Annotated in this window: 19 protein-coding genes and 2 tRNA genes; 12 read left to right on the forward strand and 9 right to left on the reverse strand. The window is 58.2% G+C overall.

Annotated features, from left to right (window positions below; translation table 11 throughout):
* Nucleotides 1–6 precede the first annotated feature (6 nt).
* A tRNA-Val gene (locus CH92_RS12710) sits at nt 7–83 on the reverse strand.
* Between the two features lie 168 nt (nt 84–251).
* On the opposite strand from CH92_RS12710, the gene CH92_RS12715 reads away from it, so the two are divergent.
* Entirely contained in the window at nt 252–1,535 is a 1,284-nt protein-coding gene (locus CH92_RS12715) for an NAD(P)/FAD-dependent oxidoreductase (protein WP_025242147.1), read from the forward strand.
* 4 nt (nt 1,536–1,539) lie between these two features.
* Here CH92_RS12715 and CH92_RS12720 read toward each other — a convergent pair whose 3' ends face one another.
* Together CH92_RS12720 and CH92_RS12725 are read right to left on the reverse strand one after the other, a co-directional pair.
* Nucleotides 1,540–2,490: a PA2778 family cysteine peptidase gene (locus CH92_RS12720; protein ID WP_025242148.1), complete on the reverse strand. Its 951-nt coding sequence runs from the start codon at nt 2,488–2,490 to the stop codon at nt 1,540–1,542.
* Nucleotides 2,487–2,888 (reverse strand): PA2779 family protein, encoded by a 402-nt coding sequence (locus CH92_RS12725; RefSeq protein ID WP_025242149.1) that lies wholly within the window; start codon nt 2,886–2,888, stop codon nt 2,487–2,489. Before CH92_RS12725 ends, CH92_RS12720 begins: the two co-directional genes overlap by 4 nt.
* A gap of 171 nt (nt 2,889–3,059) precedes the next feature.
* Here CH92_RS12725 and CH92_RS12730 point away from each other — a divergent pair, with 171 nt between their 5' ends.
* The gene (locus CH92_RS12730) at nt 3,060–3,365 is read left to right on the forward strand and encodes an I78 family peptidase inhibitor (protein ID WP_025242150.1); all 306 of its coding nucleotides are present in this window, start codon (nt 3,060–3,062) and stop codon (nt 3,363–3,365) included.
* Nucleotides 3,366–3,464: 99 nt separating this feature from the next.
* Here the strand turns inward: CH92_RS12730 and CH92_RS12735 are convergent, their stop codons facing one another.
* The 3 genes from CH92_RS12735 to moaB form a co-directional block, all read right to left on the reverse strand.
* Nucleotides 3,465–4,496, reverse strand: coding sequence for an acyltransferase family protein (locus CH92_RS12735; protein ID WP_025242151.1), 1,032 nt, complete (start codon nt 4,494–4,496; stop codon nt 3,465–3,467).
* A gap of 190 nt (nt 4,497–4,686) precedes the next feature.
* A complete protein-coding gene (glp, locus tag CH92_RS12740) occupies nt 4,687–5,898 on the reverse strand; it encodes a gephyrin-like molybdotransferase Glp (protein ID WP_025242152.1) in 1,212 nt (403 codons plus the stop codon).
* On the reverse strand, nt 5,898–6,437 hold the full coding sequence (gene moaB, locus CH92_RS12745; protein ID WP_025242153.1) for a molybdenum cofactor biosynthesis protein B: 540 nt from the start codon (nt 6,435–6,437) through the stop codon (nt 5,898–5,900). Before moaB ends, glp begins: the two co-directional genes overlap by 1 nt.
* Nucleotides 6,438–6,503: 66 nt before the next feature.
* On the opposite strand from moaB, the gene mobA reads away from it, so the two are divergent.
* The 3 genes from mobA (at nt 6,504) to CH92_RS12760 (ending at nt 7,556) form a co-directional block, all read left to right on the forward strand.
* The gene (mobA, locus tag CH92_RS12750) at nt 6,504–7,106 is read left to right on the forward strand and encodes a molybdenum cofactor guanylyltransferase MobA (RefSeq protein ID WP_025242154.1); all 603 of its coding nucleotides are present in this window, start codon (nt 6,504–6,506) and stop codon (nt 7,104–7,106) included.
* A gap of 47 nt (nt 7,107–7,153) precedes the next feature.
* On the forward strand, nt 7,154–7,375 hold the full coding sequence (locus CH92_RS12755) for a YgdI/YgdR family lipoprotein (RefSeq protein WP_025242155.1): 222 nt from the start codon (nt 7,154–7,156) through the stop codon (nt 7,373–7,375).
* A 104-nt stretch (nt 7,376–7,479) separates the two neighbouring features.
* Nucleotides 7,480–7,556, forward strand: a tRNA-Pro gene (locus CH92_RS12760).
* Between the two features lie 189 nt (nt 7,557–7,745).
* Here CH92_RS12760 and CH92_RS12765 read toward each other — a convergent pair.
* Complete coding sequence (locus CH92_RS12765) at nt 7,746–7,985, reverse strand: glutaredoxin family protein (RefSeq protein ID WP_025242156.1); 240 nt, start codon at nt 7,983–7,985, stop codon at nt 7,746–7,748.
* 407 nt (nt 7,986–8,392) lie between these two features.
* On the opposite strand from CH92_RS12765, the gene CH92_RS12770 reads away from it, so the two are divergent.
* The 6 genes from CH92_RS12770 to CH92_RS12795 all read left to right on the forward strand — a co-directional run bounded on the left by CH92_RS12770 (nt 8,393) and on the right by CH92_RS12795 (nt 13,592).
* A complete protein-coding gene (locus tag CH92_RS12770; protein ID WP_025242157.1) occupies nt 8,393–9,646 on the forward strand; it encodes an OprD family porin in 1,254 nt (417 codons plus the stop codon).
* Between the two features lie 229 nt (nt 9,647–9,875).
* On the forward strand, nt 9,876–10,277 hold the full coding sequence (locus CH92_RS12775) for a DUF883 family protein (RefSeq protein WP_025242158.1): 402 nt from the start codon (nt 9,876–9,878) through the stop codon (nt 10,275–10,277).
* Nucleotides 10,278–10,294: 17 nt separating this feature from the next.
* Complete coding sequence (locus CH92_RS12780; RefSeq protein ID WP_025242159.1) at nt 10,295–10,675, forward strand: phage holin family protein; 381 nt, start codon at nt 10,295–10,297, stop codon at nt 10,673–10,675.
* Nucleotides 10,672–10,974, forward strand: a complete 303-nt coding sequence (locus tag CH92_RS12785; RefSeq protein WP_025242160.1) for a hypothetical protein — start codon at nt 10,672–10,674, stop codon at nt 10,972–10,974. The genes CH92_RS12780 and CH92_RS12785 overlap by 4 nt, the downstream gene beginning before the upstream one ends.
* A gap of 186 nt (nt 10,975–11,160) precedes the next feature.
* Nucleotides 11,161–12,492 carry a deoxyguanosinetriphosphate triphosphohydrolase gene (locus tag CH92_RS12790; protein ID WP_025242161.1) on the forward strand — a complete coding sequence of 444 codons (1,332 nt, stop codon included), beginning with the start codon at nt 11,161–11,163 and terminating at the stop codon, nt 12,490–12,492.
* Nucleotides 12,493–12,497: 5 nt separating this feature from the next.
* The gene (locus CH92_RS12795) at nt 12,498–13,592 is read left to right on the forward strand and encodes an FUSC family protein (RefSeq protein ID WP_025242162.1); all 1,095 of its coding nucleotides are present in this window, start codon (nt 12,498–12,500) and stop codon (nt 13,590–13,592) included.
* Here CH92_RS12795 and CH92_RS12800 read toward each other — a convergent pair.
* On the reverse strand, nt 13,582–13,926 hold the full coding sequence (locus CH92_RS12800; RefSeq protein ID WP_025242163.1) for a YggL family protein: 345 nt from the start codon (nt 13,924–13,926) through the stop codon (nt 13,582–13,584). The two genes, CH92_RS12795 and CH92_RS12800, sit on opposite strands and share 11 nt — an antisense overlap.
* Nucleotides 13,927–14,159: 233 nt before the next feature.
* On the opposite strand from CH92_RS12800, the gene dacB reads away from it, so the two are divergent.
* Entirely contained in the window at nt 14,160–15,668 is a 1,509-nt protein-coding gene (dacB, locus tag CH92_RS12805; protein WP_144380993.1) for a D-alanyl-D-alanine carboxypeptidase/D-alanyl-D-alanine endopeptidase, read from the forward strand.
* Between the two features lie 124 nt (nt 15,669–15,792).
* On the opposite strand, the gene rlmKL is transcribed toward dacB, so the two are convergent.
* Nucleotides 15,793–17,973, reverse strand: coding sequence for a bifunctional 23S rRNA (guanine(2069)-N(7))-methyltransferase RlmK/23S rRNA (guanine(2445)-N(2))-methyltransferase RlmL (rlmKL, locus tag CH92_RS12810; protein ID WP_025242165.1), 2,181 nt, complete (start codon nt 17,971–17,973; stop codon nt 15,793–15,795).
* Nucleotides 17,974–18,070 lie beyond the last annotated feature (97 nt).

Genomic DNA, 18,070 nt, shown 5'->3' on the forward strand with positions numbered 1-18,070 from the left:
CGGAATTGGTAGGCACAATTGGATTCGAACCAACGACCCCCACCATGTCAAGGTGGTGCTCTAACCAACTGAGCTATGTGCCTCCGATGGACGCGCATTTTAGAGATACGCCTGAGAGAGTCAAGCGATTTTTTCGCTAAGCCACTGATATACGTAATTTTTGGTTTCCGAAAGGTCTCTGGCGCCGCTATGGCATCGGAAGGCTTGTAGAGATAGCATCGGCGTCAAATATTCAAAACAGGGCAAACAGAATGTCGCACACCCCCTACCCGTCGTCCTACTACGCAGCCTCGGCGAATCCGGCGCCAGATCGCGCCGCGTTAGGCTGCGATATCGAGACTGACGTCTGCGTGATCGGTGCTGGCTACACTGGGCTGTCGACTGCGCTGTTCCTGCTTGAACAAGGCTTCCGCGTCATCGCTCTAGAGGCCGCAAAGGTCGGCTTCGGCGCCTCCGGACGCAATGGCGGGCAGATCGTCAACAGCTACAGCCGCGATATCGATACTGTCGAGCGCAGCGCCGGGAGTGACGAAGCGCGGCTGATCGGCGCGATGGCCTTCGAGGGTGGACGGATCATTCGCGAGCGCGTCGCGCGCTACGGCATCGACTGCGATCTTAAAAACGGGGGCGTGTTCGCCGCTTTCAACGCCAAGCAGATGCGCCATCTCGAAGCGCAGAAGAATCTTTGGGAGCGTTACGGCTACGATCAACTGGAAATGCTCGATAACTCCGGCATTCGAAACGTCGTGGCTTGCGAGCGATACATTGGCGGCATGCTGGATCACGGCGGCGGACATATCCACCCGCTCAACCTTGCGCTGGGCGAAGCATTAGCGGTCGAATCGCTCGGTGGCGTCATCTACGAACAGAGCCCAGCGATTCGTATAGACCGAGGCAACACACCGCGAGTACACACCCAACATGGACAGGTGACCGCTAAATTCGTGGTCGTCGCCGGAAATGCCTATCTAGGTGGACTGGTTCCAGAGCTGGCAGCCAAATCCATGCCCTGCGGCACTCAGGTCATCGCCACAGAGCCGCTCGAACCTGAGCTCGCGGCGACGCTGCTGCCGCAGGATTACTGCGTCGAGGACTGCAATTATTTGTTGGACTACTTTCGCCTTTCCGCCGACAAACGTTTGATCTATGGGGGCGGAGTGGTTTATGGCGCCCGCGATCCGGCCGATATTGATTCGATCATTCGGCCGAAAATGCTCCAAACGTTTCCGCAGTTGCAAGGCATCAAAACGGAGTTCGCCTGGACCGGCAATTTTCTAATGACGCTATCGCGTTTACCTCAGGTCGGGCGGCTCGATGGCAATCTCTACTATTCACAAGGCTGCAGTGGTCACGGGGTCACCTATACCCATGTCGCAGGGAAAGTCATCGCCGAAGCCTTGCGAGGACAGGCCGAGCGCTTCGATGCTTTTGCCAGTTTGCCGCATTATCCATTCCCCGGAGGACAGGCATTCAGCGCACCACTGAGCGCACTGGGTGCGCTCTACTACAGCCTGCGCGACAAAATCGGCTTTTGACGCGTCACCGAACGGGACATGACGGAAGCGCCTCGCAAGTGCTGGGCTCTTCGCCCCCCTTGGGTAACTCGGCCTTGAATCGCTCGTCCTCCGGTGCGAGTTGCCCCGCGCAAATGCGCGCTGCGGATGCCCGAGCACTGCATCCCTGCTCCGCCAATACCTGCGAAAGGTTAAACCAGCCAGGCGCGAAGGAATTGTCACGTTGAACACTCGTCCGCAGGGCGCGCTCCGCTGCACGCTTATCGCCCTGTGCGTACCGAGCGTTGGCCAGCACGAACCAAGACAAGCCACTCGACCAATGTTCCGCAGCCGTTTCGTAGGCGGTTAGCGCCGCCCCACCGTGCCCGGTTTGCTCAAGGTCATTCGCAGCCTCCAGCCAGACCGTTTCCTGGGCGGTTCGCGGCAGTCGATCAGGCGGAACCGTTACCACTGCCCACCGCTTGCCCTTGGCCCAGCTGCGCTCGAACTGACGAAAACTTCCGGTCCAGCGCCGGGTGGTCCCGGACCGCAGCACAAGCGTCTGATCTGTCAGGTCGTATCCCACCACAACTGCAAAATGCCATTGAGGCCAGCGATCGAAGGCAAGGTTCTGCAGGACCAAAACAGGATTTCCTGCCGCAACCTCGGAGAGCACCGATTCCAGCCGAGGCTCCAATGGATAGACCAGCAGATCGTGCGCGCGGGCAGCAGCCACCATCTCAATCTGCAAACTGCCCTTGCGCTGCGGAAGATAAACCCGCTTGACGAGCTGGTCCGGTCCCGTATCGATGCCACGCTGGACAAGCATCGTGGCAAGCGCAGCCGGCCCGCACTGATAGTCTTCCTGCGGGAAGAACGGAACTTCTACTAGCTCAACCCGCTCAGGAAGTCCGGCAGACCCAACCGGAACGATTGGAGACCGCGCGCACCCCCCGAGAGCGAAGACCGCAAACAGCAGGATTAGTCGATGTATCAACGGTTGATGCAGTTGACGAAGTTGAAGATGTTAGTCGCGCAAAGCAGGTCGGTAATGATGAAGATCACCAGGAACAGAACGATGATCCCGACCACCCCAGCACCGGCTGGCGCCTGATCCAGTTGCTGATTGAATTGCGCGAGTTCCGCCGGTGTCAGGCTGTTGATTCGCTGCTCAACCTGATCGCGCTCGACCCCCATCGATACCAATTTTTTCTGGACATCTTTATCTTCGAGCATCGTTAGCAACTGCTGGCGATCCACCTGCTGCTGTTGTTCGGCAATGATTTCAGGTGTACCAATCATCGCCGCCTGGGCCATTGGAATCTGCGCGAACAGCATGAAATGCATCGCTGCCAATAGGGCGGCCACACGCTTCATCAGGGAAGAGTTGAACATGGCGGAACTCCTTATCTTTTTGTTCGGTAGCCAGTGCAGTTAGCGACGGGCCGTCAGAAGTAAGACGAGGCACTGTTCCACCGGTTCCCTACACGCTATGGTTTAGACCTCGAGCGGCTCTGACCTCCAAGAAGCCTTAGCCGATAACCCATCTCGTTAAAGGAGACCAACATGCGAGCCAGCCGCCTGATTGCAGTGATGTGGTGCGGTTCCATTCTGCTCGGCTGCCAATCATCGCCATCCGAACAGGCGCAAGCACCTCAGAACGCAACCAACCGGTGCACCGCGTCTGCTATAGAGAAGCTCGTCGGGGAGCAGGCGACTCCAGCGCTGCTCGATCAGGCGCGCCGGGAAAGCGGAGCCTCCGTCGCACGCATTCTCAGGCCTGGAGATGTGGTGACTCTCGAATATAACGCCGGCCGACTGAACCTGATGACCGACGATGCGTTGAAAATCCAGCAAATCAATTGCGGCTAATCGACACGCTTCGATGAGCGACCCGCAATCAGGCGGGCGGTCAAGCGAAACGACCGCAGCCAGACGGGCAGACCGCAGCGAAGCCCGCCTGGCGACAGCTCAGTGCGCCACCGCCCTGCGGGTTCGCAGACTGGTTGCAGAGAAGGACTTCGGCGGGGCTAGCAAGAAATACAAGTCGTAGCGCTTGATAACCACTTGCGCCAGTAACGGCGCCGCGAGCCCGGTCAGAGTTCCAAGCAGCAGGTGCGCCGGGATCGAATCGATGCCCAGGAAGCTGCTGAGAATCACCCGAACCCCGCTTCCAGCGAGAATGTGCATCAGGTAAATAGTCATCGAAGAAGCGCCGACGAAAAGCAACCATTCGATACGAATCCGGCCCAACCACATCGATAGCGACACCACGAAAAGGATCGAAATGGTTGCAAGCGCAAGTACGGGCAAGCCACCGACTTCCCAGTTCAAACCAAAGGTAATGTGGAACAGGTACTGACCAACCACGAATAGCGACCCGAGCAACCAAGTGAGCGGAACATAACGAGTGAGGAAATAGGCCTTGATCTCGTTGAACCAGACGCCGAGCGCAAAAAATACCGCATTGCCGAAGATGAACCTGCCGATATTACCCATCGCCAGATCCTGCTTGAACACATAAAACGCACCGAACGCCAACAATATGGGAAGAAAGTAACGGCGATCCGCCTTGGCGTAGACGAACGAACAGACCACAAACACCAGAAACAGCGCATAGAGAAACCAGAACTGCGCTCGCGGTGACCAGAGCAGCGAAAACACCTGCCCTAACGTGACTTCACCATTGGTGTAGTTCGACAGCATCACTTCGATCAGGCCTTGCAACAGGGACCACACGATGAAGGGGTAGACGACCGTGTCCACCTTGTTGACGATCAGCCCGGTCGTCCCGCGCTTAATCAGCGAGTCGTAGAAGAACAAGCCCGACAAAAAGAAAAACAGCGGCATGTGGAAGCTATAGATGATGCTGTCGACGAGAAGATAGGTACCCTCTTCCATCGGCAAACCGGCGTTGAACACCCCGCGCGCGACATGCCCGTAGACGACCAAGATGATTCCGATGGCTTTGGCGTAATCGACCCAGGCGTTTCTCTCCTGCATCAGGTTTCTCCTTGTTATGACCAGACACATCACCGCCACATCTGGCGCAGACGGGAAAGGTAGACAATGAAAAACCTGATCAGTTTATTGCCAGCGCCGAGCCACCCACCCCGCCCGACGTGATGCAGGGACCAGCGGTGAGCCCGGCCGAATGCGCCGACTCCTGGACGGGGATTCAGGGGGCGCGCCTTCAGCCCAGCAGTTCGGTAAAGGAAATAAAAGAGACGAGGTCACCTTCACTCAGCTGGCTGTGCTCACGCACCTCAACCAACCCGTCCGCCCAGGCCGCACTGCGCAGAATCGAAGAGCTCTGGTTCGCATAGAGCACCGCCCTGCCTGACTCGAGGCGTGCCCGAAGGTATTCGCGGCGCTTGCCAGGCTTGGTCCAACTGAAACCTGCGGGCACCTGAATGCTCAAAGGTGTCACCTCGGTGACGCCCATCCGGCGCAACAGATAAGGCCGGGCCAGCAAACCAAAGGTGACCAACGTCGAGGCGGGATTGCCCGGCAAGCCGATAACCGCGACGCCACGGTAGCTGCCACAAGTCAGCGGTTTGCCTGGCTTGATCGCCAGCTTCCAAAGTGTCAGCTCACCTTCTTCGCGCAGCACCTGGCCGAGGAAATCCGCCTCGCCTACCGATACGCCACCCGTGGAAAGAATCAGGTCGACGTCGGCAAGGCCTGCTAGACACTGGCGAACCTGCTCGGCGTCATCGCGCACGATTCCGGCATCAATGACCTCGCATCCCAAACGGTGCAGCCAGTGACGCAACAGCACGCGATTACTGTTATAGATCTGTCCCGGCCGAAGCGATTCGCCGGGATCGACCAGCTCGTCCCCCGTTGAAAGCAGAGCAACCCTGATCTTCCGGCTCACACGCAGCTGCGCCGCGCCCAATGACGCGGCCAGCCCCAGCTCGATCGGCCCCAAGCGCACCCCAGCTGCCAGCACCTCGTCACCCGCTCGAGCTTCACCACCCTGCGGGCGAACATGCTGCCCAGCCCGTATCGGCTCGATGAAGCGCACTCGACCATCATCGAGCAGCTCGACGTTTTCCTGCATCTCCACACTGTCGGCACCTTCGGGCATCGGCGCGCCAGTGAAAATCCGCGCACAACGACCTGCCTCCAGCGGCTTGGGCTGGGTACCGGCAAAAATCTTCTGGCAGACACTTAGTGGCTGCCCTTCCAGATCCGCTGTGCAGACGGCGTAACCATCCATCGCACTATTCGGCCATGGCGGCAAATCCAAGGTAGCCCTCAGCGGCTCAGATAGTATTCGCCCAGCCGCCTCTTCGATCGATATGGTTTCGACGCCGGTGATCGGAGCAGCCTGCGCCTGCCTAAGCAACGCCTCCAGCGCTTGCTCCACCGGCATCAGCGCTTGAGCTTCGCCAGCCATCAGGTGCGGCTCTCGCAGTGCTCGGCCTGCTTGAGATGAGGCACGAAATTGCATGGACGATGACGCGCATCGAGCTGCTCGGCGAGAATGCCATCCCAGGCGGTCCGGCAGGCATTGGTCGATCCGGGCAGGCAACAAACCAGTGTGGCGTTCGCCAATCCGGCCAGGGCCCGCGACTGAACGGTGGAGCTTCCGATATCGCCAACCGAAATCTGGCGAAACAGCTCACCAAAACCGTCGACCTGCTTGTCCAGCAGGCACGCCACCGCTTCCGGCGTGCTGTCCCGCGCAGTGAATCCCGTTCCACCGGTGATCAACACAACCTGCACCCCGTCCTCCGCAATCCAATTCGCAACCTGCGCGCGAATCCGGTACAGATCATCCTTGAGCAGCACCCGCGATGCGAGCCGATGCCCGGCAGCCAGCAGCCGATCGACGAGCAACTGTCCGGAGGTATCGGTCTCTACCGAGCGGGTATCGCTGACCGTCAGGACGGCGATATTCAACGGAACGAAAGATTGATCAGCGAGGTGACTCATACAGGCTTCCCGATTGGTGAATTCAGTTCGGGGGTGTTATATCACAGGCTTTTAAAGGAGCAGTTGATGCAACGACAAAGGCTAGCGGATTGCTCGATTCTGCTGCTGGCCGGCGGCCGCGGACAGCGAATGGGCGGGCGAGACAAGGGGCTGATGGAGTGGCACGGCCAGCCACTCGTAGCCTGGCCTTATCGCGTCGCCCGCCCGCTGACCGACGACCTGCTCATTTCTTGCAACCGTAACCAGCAGCATTACGCAGCGTTCGCCGATCGGCTGGTCAGCGATAACGAACCGGATTTCCCCGGTCCCCTAGCGGGTATTCGTGCGGGTCTCGCGGCCGCTCGCCACCCTTGGCTCATGGTAGTGCCCTGCGACGCACCGCTGATCGACGAGGCACTGCTTATACAGCTGTACGAGAAAGCTCAAGCGGTGCCGGATACCGCGGTAATGGCTCGCCGTGGCGCGCAGTGGGAACCGCTGTTCTGCATCATTCCCACCTGCCTCGCGCCCGCTGTTGAAGGTGCATGGCAGGCGGGTGAGCGAAGCAACCGTAAGATACTGCTGACGCTGCGTGCATGGGCACTGGACCTCGACATAGACGATCCTCGTCTAGCCAATCTGAACTCACCTGAGCTGCTTTCGGAGCAAACACCGCCTCAGGGAACTTAGCGCCGACGATCACCGTCACAGACGCAACCACCCATAGGAGAATTATCATGCGCGCAGCAACCGGACCCGCCTTGGCATTACTGGTCGGACTGGCCTCCCTTGCGGGCTGCTCGAGCCCCAGCGTCATCACGCTCAACGATGGCCGAGAAATCCAGACACTGGACAGTCCGGAATTTGACGAAGAAGCGGGCTTTTATGAATTTGAAGGCATCGATGGTAAGCCAGGCACGGTCAATAAGGATCAGGTTCGTACAGTCAAGGAACTCTAATTGCCCTCCGCTCTGGTGCCGAGCACACTGCCCGGCACCGTCAAAAAAAGCGCCTGCTAAACGCTTGTGAAGCAAAACTTTTTCTGTAAAATGCGCGCCATCTTCGGAGCGTAGCGCAGCTTGGTAGCGCGTCTCGTTCGGGACGAGAAGGTCGCTGGTTCGAATCCAGTCGCTCCGACCAAATCCCGACACCAGGCTAAACAAGCCTGATGTACAAACCGGCCACTGGCCGGTTTTTTTGTAGCCCGACCCTCTGCGCCTAGACTCATTCCATCGCGCAAATTCTGTAGCCCACCACCATCGGGGCTCAGCGACCACTCCCCCTATCACTGACCTCGACGACGACCGCTCGACTAGCGGGCCCTTATCATCACCGCAAAAACCAAACGACTTGTTCTGCTTCAAATGGCCAGTCCAACTCGGCACCCGTATCGATTCGCCGCAACACGGGTATACGCAAGCCGTATTCGTCGATCCATTCAGGTCGCTCCGCTATATCCAGCAACTCCACCAGCAGCCCATTGTCCACCAGCGGCAGAAGCTCCGCCTCGGCCTGTTCACACAGGTGGCACCCCAGCGTCCCAAACAGTTGGCATTCAGGCAGATACATAAGTACGGCTCATTGAAACATGCCATGCCATTCTAGCAGGCCCGACATGATGCAGCTGGGAGCCGCTAGTCTCGTTCTTTCGGTTTACTCAGTTAGAAAAAGTGTGACCTCCACCCCACTCAAACGATGGTTTGATTTAGACAATCGACGCGACGCTGGCAAACAGCTAGGATGCGGCAACCCAAGCGGCCATAGAGCCGTAGGGCCGGATGTGTAGGTGCGTATCGGCAGCAACACTTGATGCCTGCATCAAATTGAAGTAAACCAACTGCCGAGTGGTTTAGCCGACACTTTCATGCTTAAGCCTTAAAGACTAAGGTCTAAGGGCTCAATTACTTATGTAGTGCTTTATTGCATGGCGCCGTAAGAGCGACTTCAGAGCATCATCCAACGAGGAGAAATAAGAAATGCTCAAGACCCCAATCGCCCGGGGCGTGGCCCTAGCCACTCTGGGAGCAACACTGGCCATCCCTACCATGGCTCAAGCTGCATTTGTTGACGACAGCAAAGTCAACTTGGAGCTGCGTAACTTTTATTACAACAGTGACAACCGCTCCAACGCATCCACCGCTCAATCGAAGTCCGAAGAATGGGGGCAAGGCTTCATTCTTCGCGCTGAATCTGGCTATACCGAAGGCACTGTAGGCTTCGGCGTTGATGCGCTGGGACTCATGGGTCTCAAGCTGTATTCCAGCGAAGACACAGGCGGCACTGGCCTGATGCCGAGCTCTTTCGGAAACGAAGCCCCTGATGACTTCTCGTCGCTGGGTCTGACCGCCAAAGCAAAAATCTCCAAGACTGTATTGAAAGTCGGCACGATCGAACCGAAAAACATGGCAATTTCGCGTAGCGACTCGCGCCTACTGCCACAGACCTTCAAGGGTGGTCAGATTATTTCCAATGAGATCGATGGTCTCACTTTGGACGCCGGCTATCTGACGGAAGAAAACGATCGCGATTCCACGAACTATGAAGATCTGAAGTTTAGCGGTAAGGGCGGGGCTACCGGCGACGAGCCCGAAGACTTCCTTTTTGCGGGTGCGACCTATTCGTTCACGAAGGACCTGAAGGGCGCGTACTATTACAGCAACCTTGAGGAAGTTTACAAACAGCATTCCTTTAACCTCATTCACGTCCTGCCGCTCGGCGAAAACCAATCTCTGAAAACTGACCTGCGCTATGCGCGTTCGACGGATGACGGCTCGTCCTCTGTAGACAACAAAGCCATCGGAGCAATGGTCACCTACTCCATAACCGGTCATAGCTTCGGATTGGGTTATCAGAAGATGAGTGGCGATACTGGTTTCGCCTATACCGGCGCCAGTACTGACCCCTATCTGGTCAACTACGTAATGCTTTCTGCAGACTTTGCCAACGCTGACGAAAAGTCTTGGCAAGCGCGCTATGATTACAACTTCGCTGCCATGGGCATTCCTGGCCTGACTTTCATGACTCGCTATGTTACCGGCGACGACTTTGGGGTTGGCGGGAATGGCAAGGAGTGGGAACGTAACACCGACATCGGCTACGTTTTCCAGGAAGGCACCCTGAAGAACCTCGGCGTGAAATGGCGTAACGGCACATACCGCAGCAGCAATAACAACGATAAGGATATCGATCAGAACCGCCTGATCGTCAGCTACACCATTCCGCTGATGTAATAGCGGCTACGGGCATGCAAATGCAGTAGATCTAGAAAACCCGCTTCGGCGGGTTTTCTTTTTCCGGATTTTTCCTAGTAGCGCGGAGCAATTGGAAACTGGCGTATTAGCTAACGCCGATCGCCTCCGCAAAACGACTCAAACGGAGCGGGAACCTTGCGTCATCAGCGTGCTCGAAACTTGAGGCACTGGGACCTTTTGTCCCAGCGTGACTGAAGAGGAGCTGCAGATGTCTACCGAATCAACTTTCGGCACCAGCGACGATACCCCTATCCCCAATGCATCCACCGGAGCGACCGGACCACTGGTGGACAAATCCGCACACCGCCGCAACCTACAAGCCGCTCAGAACGCACTCATCGAAGAGTTCCACACGTTGATCGGCGATACCGAGCGCCTGCTGAAGCATACGCAGGACACCGCAGGTGCGCAGACCGAGGAATTGCGCGGCAAGATCAACGCTAACCTGGGTCGCGCCCGTCAAATGCTCAAAGAACAGGAAGGTACGTTGCGTGAGCAAGGTCAGGCAGCCATCCAGTGCACCGAGGAATATGTCCATACTCATCCATGGCAGTCGATCGGTATTGCCGCAGGCGTCGGTTTTCTCTTCGGCTTGATCACCCGCCGCTGATGTGGGGGACGGATCCAATGGAAACCAAGCACGCTGACGAAGCCCCAGCGCCCTCCATCAAGAAGATGGGTAGTGCGCTTGCTGGTCTCGTACAAGGGCATCTGGAGCTGGTCGGTATCGAGATTCAGGAAGAAAGAGCGCGGGTGTTCAAACTCTTTCTTCTCGCCAGTATCAGTCTGATACTCGGGCTGTTGATTCTGGTTGGTCTCTCGGCGGCGATTGTGATTGCTTTCTGGGACAGCAACCCTATCACGGCGATTCTGGTGCTCTGCGTGCTCTATGCAATTGCCTTGGCGGTATGTATCAGCCGAGCAATCCGCCTTGCCAAAGAGAGCGCTTCACCCTTCCAAGCGACGGTTGAAGAACTGGCCCGCAATCGAGAGCGTTTACTGCCATGAGCCTTCCCCTTAGCAGCTCCAGCGATCTAGCCATGCGCAAGGACCTTGTTCGGTTGCGCATGGAGATGAACCGTCAGCAACTCCTCTATCACTCGCAGCCGCTAGCCCACCCCTTCCAGCGGATTAAGGGCATGGTCGCGAGCCGCGGTAATTCTTCCGATCATCATATTCGAAAGGGCCCGCTGATGATTGCTACCACCTTGGCACTGACCCTGTTCGGTCGCCGCCTAGGCAAGGTAGGCAAACTCGCCCGACTGGGCATCATGCTATATCCGGTGGTCCGCAAGCTGCGACATTAGTCCAGCAAAAGCTCAGCGGGTAGCTGACCGCCAGTTCATGCGATGCGTGCGTGCCACGCAGTCAGCAAGTGCTGTAGGCTGCAGTGATACTCTGGGATGCCCGCAGAACGAACCCTCCGCATTCGCAGCGAGGGGGTGCAATTGCCTGGCAAACCGGCCCACTGTCGACATCTAGGAGATTGCTCTTTGGATTGGCACACGTTGCTCAATCGTGAACGGCTCGGGAAATCCGTCCACAGTAATGAAGAGCTTGGTCGAAGTCCGTTTCACAAGGATCACGACAGGATCATCTTTTCCGGAGCGTTCCGTCGGCTCGGGCGCAAGACCCAAGTGCATCCCGTCTCCAGTAACGACCATATACACACTCGTCTTACTCATTCGTTGGAGGTGAGTTGCGTCGGGCGCTCACTCGGTATGCGTGTAGGCGAAGTGTTGCGTGACGATATGCCGGAATGGTGCAGCCCAGCAGACCTCGGCATGATCATTCAGTCTGCCTGCCTCGCTCACGATATCGGCAATCCCCCGTTCGGCCACTCGGGAGAAGATGCGATTCGCCATTGGTTTCAACAGGCTGCCGGACGTGGCTGGCTGGATAGCATGAGCAATGCTGAACGAGCCGATTTCTTGAATTTTGAGGGCAACGCGCAAGGCTTCAGGGTGCTTACGCAGCTTGAGTACCACCAGTTCGACGGTGGTACCCGACTGACCTATGCAACGCTTGGCACCTACCTCAAGTACCCTTGGACATCGCGTCATGCCGAGGCGCTCGGCTACAAGAAACACAAGTTCGGCTGCTATCAGTGCGAGTTGCCTCTGCTCGAACAGATCGCCTCGAAGCTCGGCCTGCCGAAGCTGGACGAGCAGCGCTGGGCGCGTCATCCGCTGGTCTATCTGATGGAGGCGGCAGACGATATTTGCTACGGCCTCATCGATCTGGAAGATGGGCTGGAAATGGACCTGCTCGATTACGCTGAGGTCGAGGCCCTGCTGCTGAACTTGGTGGGCGACGACCTCCCGGAGACCTACCGGCAGCTCGGTCCCGGGGATTCGCGCAGGCGCAAGCTGGCAATTCTCAGAGGCAAGGCCATCGAGCATCTCACCAACGCTGCGGCACGCGCCTTCGTCGAGCAGCAGCAGGCATTGCTGAGCGGGAAACTCGCCGGCGATCTGGTCGAGCATATGCACGGCCCGGCCAAACAGTGCGTGCTGCAAGCCAAAGCCATGGCACGGGAAAAGATCTTTCAAGACAAGCGCAAGACGCTTCACGAAATCGGCGCTTATACCACGCTCGAAATCCTCCTTAACGCCTTCTGTGGCGCCGCACTGGAACAGCACGGCGGAAGGACGCCGTCCTTTAAGAATCGCCGCATACTGGATCTGCTCGGTAGCAACGCACCGAACCCTGACTGGCCGCTGTATCACTCTTTTGTGCGGATGATCGATTTCATCGCCGGCATGACCGACAGCTACGCGACCGAGATGGCCGGCGAAATGACAGGACGCTCAAGCCCGACGTGAGACAGATGAAGAAACCGCTATGGAAAATCGTCGGTTGGCAGCCTGGCCGCCCCGCCTGGGGCGCAGCGGCCGTCGCCGGCCTCGGCTGTGCGTTACCGCTTCTGCTCGGGTTGTTCAGTGGCCACCCCGGTTTTCTATGGGCCACGGTCGGGGCCTTTCAGGCGGCCAAGGCGAACCCGCTGCACCGCCTCGGCATGCTACGAATGCTGTTGTTGATAGGCCTCGGTGCCGGTAGCGCCGGGCTGGGATTCTGGTCAGCGACGCACCCTCTGATCAGCCTTGGCCTGTTTGCTTTCTACGGCCTGTTATTGGCATGGCTGCAGCGCTATGGCAGTGAGGCCGGCAAGCTCGGGATCGGCCTGGCGATCTGCCTATGCCTTGGCCAAGGTCAGCATGGCATCGGTGACTTCAACAATCCGCAGGCGATTGCGGCACTGTTCGCCCTGGGAGGTCTTTGGGTCACCTTGCTGGCTTTCGGATTACGCGGCATGCATGGCTTGCGCATGTGGCCGTACATGCCTCGGTTATTCAGCTTGATGAAAGTGCTGCGTCGCCGCGCGCGGCGTACGCCAATTCATCAATGGCGTCTGCATGCCCTGACTTACATAATCGCAGCGGCCGCCGGCGGTCTGATAGTGACCCTTGCCGAGCTTCCTCGGGGGTATTGGTTGACGCTGGCTGTCTTCACCAGCCTACAGATGGATCTGCAGCGTAGCCTCGTTCGTGCCCTGCAAGCCAGCATAGGAATTTTCTGTGCAGCTGCAGTACTGATATACATGGGGCATAGCCTGGCGGATCCGCCAATGATGGTGATGATCATGCTGCCATTAGTGATGCTGAGTCGGGCTTTTCAGGCACATCACTATGGGCTTTTCGTCCTGCAGACGACGTTGAGCTTCTTGCTGTTGGCAGAAACATTGGCACAAGACTGGGAATTGCCGCAGATACGCCTGATCAATGCTGCCATTGGCGTGGGTGTGGCGCTGGGCGTCACCTTGCTGATTTACATGTTGCGCCGGTTGATTGCCCGGATTGCATTGCGCAAATCCCGACAAACAACCGCGACCGAGCAGGACAGGAACGATTCGATCACGCCTTAGCGTTGATCTCGTTTTCCGGATACCAGACGTCCATCAACGGGCTTACGTTGAATTCGGATAGTTCGTTGCGACCCTTAAGCCACGCCTCGACCAGCCCGCGCTGCTCTTCATTGACCGAGCCACGACTGGCCAGGCACACGAAACCGTAATCCTCACCCCCGATGTAGCCCAGACCGTTGGCTTCGATGGCTTCGTTCAGGAAGGCCTCGAGAAAGTCGTCGACGGCTTTGGCATCGAGGCCGTCACGGTAGGTCAGATTGACTTCGAAACCCAGTTCTTGAAATTCATCGACACAGAGTTTCTTACGCAGGCGACGCGAGCGATTGGTAGCCATTGAACCGGTCCTTTTTCTAACGTATTGACGGCGCGCACTCTAACAGCAATGCCACGCTTGTGCGATTGAAGGCGCCAGTCTGCTGCCCTATTCATTCAATTCCATGGCAGTGGTGGATTCTTTTTGCGGAGATCGCAGATCGCCAGCTACGCTTGTCGGATGAGAAGCACGTCACTTCTCAGACGTGGGCATAATGAGCCCGCCTTTTTCCCTGAACGCAGTAGGGAACGTCCATGCCCTTGATTTCTACTCTCTCTGTTGCAGCCGATCGGAACAGAGTCATCAACAAGTTCCTCGGCCGTGTCGCGATCGCCACGCTGACGCTTCCGCTGGCATTTGCGGCCGTCGCCGAAACAGTTAACCAGACCCTGCCACCCCGGGTGGCGCAGGCGCTCAAAGCGAACAAGATAGAAAGCAGTGCCCTGTCCGTCGTCATGCTGCCACTCAACAGCAACGCGTCGCCGACCTTTGTGAACGCCGACGTGTCGGTCAATCCTGCCTCGACCATGAAGTTGGTCACGACCTACGCTGCGCTGGAATTGCTGGGCCCCAACCATCAGTGGAAGACGGAATTCTATGCTGACGGGCCTATTGAAAAGGGTACTCTCAACGGGAACCTCTATCTCAAGGGTGGAGGCGACCCCAAGCTCAACATGGAGAAACTCTGGTTGTTGCTGCGTGATCTGCGCGCCAATGGGGTTCAGACCGTGACCGGCGATTTGGTACTCGACCGCAGTCATTTCGTGCAACCTTCATTGCCGATTTTCAACGACGATGGCAACGACAAGAACAAGCCGTTCCTCGTCGGACCGGATTCCCTGCTGGTCAATCTCAAGGCACTTCGTTTTATTGCACGCAACGATGGCGGCAAGGTAAACGTCACGGTCGAGCCGCCGATCGCCACGGTTCGCGTCGACAATCGCATCCAGGCTTTACCGAAGGCCAAGTGCCCCGGCTGGCCCGATATACGCTACAACCCCATCGAGAAGGCTGACGGCGTTACGGTCGTGGTCACCGGCAAACTTCCGGCCGGATGCAGCGGCCAGACCTATCTGTCCTTACTCGACCATCAGCGCTACGCGGCCGGCGCCGTCCGAGCAATCTGGAAGGAATTGGGCGGCAGCATTCTGGGCAGCGACCGAGTCGCCCAGGTACCCAAGGATGCGCGGATGATCGCTCGCGCCTATTCACCGGATCTGGCCGAGATCATTCGCGACATCAACAAGTACAGCAACAACACCATGGCGCGACAGCTGTTCCTGAGCCTGGGCGCAGAATTTCGCAACGAAACGGACGCCGATGATTCGATAGCCGCGCAGCGGGTGATCCGCCAGTGGCTGGCGAAAAAGGGATTGATTTCACCGCACCTGGTCATCGAGAACGGCTCCGGCCTGTCGCGTGCCGAGCGTGTCAGCGCCCGAGAGCTGGCCAGCCTGCTGCAGGCGGCCTGGCAGAGCCCGTATGCGGCGGAGTTCATTTCCTCGATGCCGCTCGCAGCCATAGACGGCACCATGCGCAAGCGCCTGCACAACACTGGCGTGGCTGGCAAGGCACATATCAAGACGGGAACGCTGAATACGGTGCGGGCGATCGCCGGCTATAGCCGCGACAACGACGGCAATACCTGGGCTGTCGTCGCCATTCTCAACCACCCGCGTCCGTGGGGCGCTTCTTCGGTATTGGATCAGGTTCTGGTCAACCTCTATAACCGCCCGAGCAACGAAAGCACCGCGCAACGCTAACCCATGCATGCCGGCGCTCGATGCCGCCGGCATATAAGTCAGGCATCAGCGCCACCCATCGTAGAACCTTGGCCATGCGACGCGTGCCGACATCGCGATGCGGGCAGTCGTCCCGCATCGCCGGTCATCGCGCCTGGAGCTTCCAGGCGCGATGGATCTTGCTGTTGCGCCGGAAATCCTCGTCCAGTGTGGCGCCGGTGATTTCCTCCACCGCGTAGCGCTCGGTGATGCCCGTGTCGAGCACGAACTTGCGGAAGTTGTTGGAAAAATACAGCGTACCGCCGGTTGCCAGCCGCGCCATGGCGAGATCGAGCAAGGCGACATGATCACGCTGGACATCGAAAACACCTTCCATTCGCTTCGAATTGGAGAAGGTCGGCGGGTCGATGAAGATCAGATCGTACTCGCCACGATCCTCCTCCAGCCATGCCATCACATCCGCCTGCTCCAGACGCTGCCGATCGGACAAGCCGTTGAGGGCTAGATTGCGCCGTGCCCAGTCCAGATAGGTTTTCGATAGATCGACGCTGGTAGTGCTGCGAGCGCCACCTTTGACAGCGTGCACGGTGGCCGTGGCCGTATAGCAGTACAGGTTCAGAAAGCGCTTGTCAGCCGCTTCGCGCGCGATGCGCAGGCGCAGCGGGCGATGATCGAGAAACAGTCCGGTATCGAGATAATCGGTGAGATTCACCAGTAACTTGATGTCGCCCTCCCTCACTTCGAGGAACTCGCCCTGACTGGCTTGGCGCTCGTACTGGCGCGTCCCGCTCTGACGCTCGCGGCGTTTGACCACCACACGGTCGCGGGAAATACCCAACGCTTGGGGGATCGCACCCAGCGCGTCGTACAGACGCGCCTGCGCTTTCTCCGGATCGATCGAACGCGGCGGTGCATATTCCTGCACATGCACCCAGTCACCATACAGATCGATGGCCAGGGCATACTCGGGCATGTCGGCGTCGTATAGCCGATAGCATTGGATGCCTTCCCTACGAGCCCACTTGCCGAGCAGCTTCAGATTCTTTTGCAGCCGGTTGGCGAACATCTGACCACCTTCACTGAGGCGCGCCAGCTCCGCGGCGGGCTGCTCCTCGATCGTGCTCTCAACCGAAGCCTTGCGCTGTCCGGTAACGAACTGATCCAACTCGACCTTGATCAACAACAGCTTGCACGGCAGCGCACCATTCCAGAAGGCGTATTGCTTGTGACTGCGGATACCCGTGCGCTTGCCAAGATCCGGTGCAGATGTCAGCACCGCAGCTTCCCAACCGAGGCAGGCTTGTCGCAGGCGTTCTCCGAGATTCTGATAGAGATAGACCAGGCTCGCTTCATCGCCCAACCGCTCGCCGTAGGGCGGGTTGCAGATCACTAATCCCTTCTGGTGCTGATCGGGGCGCGGCTCAAACGTGGCGACATCGCCCTGGTAGACACGGATCCAGTTCGCCAGGCCGGCGCGCTCGATATTGTTCTTGGCCGGCTGTATCAGCCGCGGATCCGCCTCGTAACCCCGTATCCACAACGGCTTTCTGGCCAGTCCCGCTTCGGCGCGCGCCTTCGCTTCGGCATGCAGACGGTTCCAAATGGCTGGAACATGCCCTAACCACGCACTGAACCCCCAGCGCTCACGACGCAGATTGGGCGCGACATCAGCGGCCATCAGCGCACCTTCGATAAGAAAGGTACCCACGCCACACATCGGGTCCGTCAGCGCGCCACCCGCTGCGGCGATACGGGGCCAGCCCGCGCGAATCAGCACGGCGGCCGCCAGGTTCTCCTTCAGGGGCGCGGCGCCCTGCTGCAGGCGGTAGCCGCGCTGGTGCAGGCTGTGCCCGGAAAGATCCAATGAAAGGATCGCCTGACCGCGATCGAGCCGCAGATGTACACGAAGATCCGGATTCAGCTTGTCGACACTCGGGCGCTCGCCGGATGCCGTTCGAAGGCGATCGACGATCGCGTCCTTTACCTTCAGCGCACCAAAGTGAGTATTGTCGATTCCCGATCCATGACCGCTGAATTCGACGGCCAGGCTGCCGGTAGCCTCGAGATGTTCCGACCAGTCCACCTGGTGAACGCCTTCATACAGAGTCTCGGCATTTACCGTGGCGAAACGATGGATCACCAGCAACACTCGATTGGCCAGACGCGACCAGAGGCACAGCCGATACGCAACCTCCATGTTGGCAAACCCTCGGATCGCTGCGGTCTGCTCGCGCGCCTCCTCAAGTCCGAGGCCAATGGCCTCTTCAAGCAACAGACCTTCCAGCCCCTTGGGGCAGGTGAGGATGAGTTCGTGGCGATCAGTCATGACATGTCCAAAATTGTTCAATCCGGTCGGATAGCCCTTCCGGATCTCTCTTCGATAGTTGAGCGGTTCCGACTGCATTCGTCGAGAAGCAGAGGCA

The sequence above is a fragment of the Stutzerimonas stutzeri genome (assembly GCF_000590475.1).
Classification (GTDB): domain Bacteria; phylum Pseudomonadota; class Gammaproteobacteria; order Pseudomonadales; family Pseudomonadaceae; genus Stutzerimonas; species Stutzerimonas stutzeri_D.

What these genes read in the sequence shown, in the direction of transcription:
- CH92_RS12715 (WP_025242147.1), top strand. Translation starts at nt 252, where the DNA reads ATGTCGCACACCCCCTACCCGTCGTCCTACTACGCAGCCTCGGCGAAT.
- CH92_RS12725 (WP_025242149.1), bottom strand. Translation starts at nt 2,888, where the DNA reads ATGTTCAACTCTTCCCTGATGAAGCGTGTGGCCGCCCTATTGGCAGCG.
- CH92_RS12730 (WP_025242150.1), top strand. Translation starts at nt 3,060, where the DNA reads ATGCGAGCCAGCCGCCTGATTGCAGTGATGTGGTGCGGTTCCATTCTG.
- CH92_RS12735 (WP_025242151.1), bottom strand. Translation starts at nt 4,496, where the DNA reads ATGCAGGAGAGAAACGCCTGGGTCGATTACGCCAAAGCCATCGGAATC.
- glp (WP_025242152.1), bottom strand. Translation starts at nt 5,898, where the DNA reads ATGGCTGGCGAAGCTCAAGCGCTGATGCCGGTGGAGCAAGCGCTGGAG.
- moaB (WP_025242153.1), bottom strand. Translation starts at nt 6,437, where the DNA reads ATGAGTCACCTCGCTGATCAATCTTTCGTTCCGTTGAATATCGCCGTC.
- mobA (WP_025242154.1), top strand. Translation starts at nt 6,504, where the DNA reads ATGCAACGACAAAGGCTAGCGGATTGCTCGATTCTGCTGCTGGCCGGC.
- CH92_RS12755 (WP_025242155.1), top strand. Translation starts at nt 7,154, where the DNA reads ATGCGCGCAGCAACCGGACCCGCCTTGGCATTACTGGTCGGACTGGCC.
- CH92_RS12765 (WP_025242156.1), bottom strand. Translation starts at nt 7,985, where the DNA reads ATGTATCTGCCTGAATGCCAACTGTTTGGGACGCTGGGGTGCCACCTG.
- CH92_RS12770 (WP_025242157.1), top strand. Translation starts at nt 8,393, where the DNA reads ATGCTCAAGACCCCAATCGCCCGGGGCGTGGCCCTAGCCACTCTGGGA.
- CH92_RS12775 (WP_025242158.1), top strand. Translation starts at nt 9,876, where the DNA reads ATGTCTACCGAATCAACTTTCGGCACCAGCGACGATACCCCTATCCCC.
- CH92_RS12780 (WP_025242159.1), top strand. Translation starts at nt 10,295, where the DNA reads ATGGAAACCAAGCACGCTGACGAAGCCCCAGCGCCCTCCATCAAGAAG.
- CH92_RS12785 (WP_025242160.1), top strand. Translation starts at nt 10,672, where the DNA reads ATGAGCCTTCCCCTTAGCAGCTCCAGCGATCTAGCCATGCGCAAGGAC.
- CH92_RS12795 (WP_025242162.1), top strand. Translation starts at nt 12,498, where the DNA reads ATGAAGAAACCGCTATGGAAAATCGTCGGTTGGCAGCCTGGCCGCCCC.
- CH92_RS12800 (WP_025242163.1), bottom strand. Translation starts at nt 13,926, where the DNA reads ATGGCTACCAATCGCTCGCGTCGCCTGCGTAAGAAACTCTGTGTCGAT.
- dacB (WP_144380993.1), top strand. Translation starts at nt 14,160, where the DNA reads ATGCCCTTGATTTCTACTCTCTCTGTTGCAGCCGATCGGAACAGAGTC.
- rlmKL (WP_025242165.1), bottom strand. Translation starts at nt 17,973, where the DNA reads ATGACTGATCGCCACGAACTCATCCTCACCTGCCCCAAGGGGCTGGAA.